General features: G+C 48.7%; 2 protein-coding genes. Both read left to right on the forward strand.

The features are described 5' to 3' along the window. On the forward strand, nucleotides 1-880 hold an 880-nt coding region (locus BMX61_RS24130; protein ID WP_092743094.1), incomplete at its 5' end, for a ribonuclease domain-containing protein. A gap of 17 nt (nucleotides 881-897) precedes the next feature. Beyond that, complete coding sequence (locus BMX61_RS24135) at nucleotides 898-1,293, forward strand: barstar family protein (protein ID WP_083639424.1); 396 nt, start codon at nucleotides 898-900, stop codon at nucleotides 1,291-1,293. Nucleotides 1,294-1,390 lie beyond the last annotated feature (97 nt).

Genomic DNA, 1,390 nt, shown 5'->3' on the forward strand with positions numbered 1-1,390 from the left:
GGTCACCCAATCATCCTCTTCGATCATGCGCACAGCGAAACGAGGCTTGTCGATGCAGCTCTTTCTCCGCACCCTGTGGGTCCGCCTTCTGTCGAACCTGCTGGTCTGCAGCCTCGTCTGCGTGCCCTTCGGCTCCGCCGCAAACGCACGCTTCATCGCACCCGACCCCATGGATCCAACCATCCAGGGCGTCGGAACAAACCGATATGCCTACTCGGGAAACGATCCCGTCAATAAAAGTGACCAAAACGGACATACGTTCAATGAACTCTTTGGAGACTTTTTCGGAGCGTTCTACGGTCAAAATCCAAATGATCGGGAAAGCCCTGATGTGCTCGCAAACAGGGCATCATCGGATGCCAATGAAGGAGCAAAGGCCAGCGCCACTAACATCATCGGTTTTGCAGCTGACCAAACGGGCATCCGCGATGTCGTCGAGGGCGTACGAGAGCGTGACGGTTTCAAGACATTCATTGGCGCGATAAATCTCCTACTTTTGGCGGCCCCTGAGCTGAAGGGAGCAGGGGTTGCGATCAAAGCAGCATCAACAGCTAAAAACGTTACCCAGGAAACGCGTTTCATTAGCGGAGTGACAGTCGAAAACGTATATAATGGGACAAAACTACAAGGCACAGTTGATATCAAACCAACCCTGGATAGGATACAATCCGGCGTTGCGAATTCTCATCGTCGGGACGGGACGATTTTTCAAAATCGGGAAGGTCTTCTTCCGCCTGAGGTAAATGGCTATTATAGGGAATACGTCCATCCAACGCCGGGGTTTAACGGTCCAGGGCCGCAACGAGTCATAACGGGTCAGAATGGAGAGCTATATTACACGCCGGATCATTATAACTCCTTTATTAGGCTGGACCGATAGGTGCGATTGTGACCTTTATGTTTTACGAAACGCTTGATGATGTTATCAAAGCTGAAGCATTTACAATATTTTTAAGAAAAGGGCTTATGTCTAAGTCCGAAATTCTACAGATATTTGCCGAGCAAGCTCAGTTTCCTGGACACTTCGGTATGAACTGGGATGCATTTGAAGAGTGCATCTTAGACTTATCATGGATAGGTCCTCACGAAGTGAGGATAATACATGAGGATATACCGATGGGAGGAGATTTTAATTCGGCAAAAATATATATTAACATAATTTCAGAGGCTTCTGCTTATTGGAATAGTACCGATCCTTCTTCAACAGCTAAAGGGCCCGGCCATAAATTGGAAGTATTTTTTCCGACTGAAATCCACGACGAAGTAAATAAATACCTAGACTCTAGCCACTGAGTATCCCCGGCTATATCACGGCGACGAGCTATGAGGCGGACGGCAAGACCCGGTCGATCGCCTACTTCAACGGCGTGACCACCACCTTCACCTATTC

It is taken from the genome of Xaviernesmea oryzae, from assembly GCF_900109605.1.
Classification (GTDB): Bacteria; Pseudomonadota; Alphaproteobacteria; order Rhizobiales; family Rhizobiaceae; genus Xaviernesmea; species Xaviernesmea oryzae.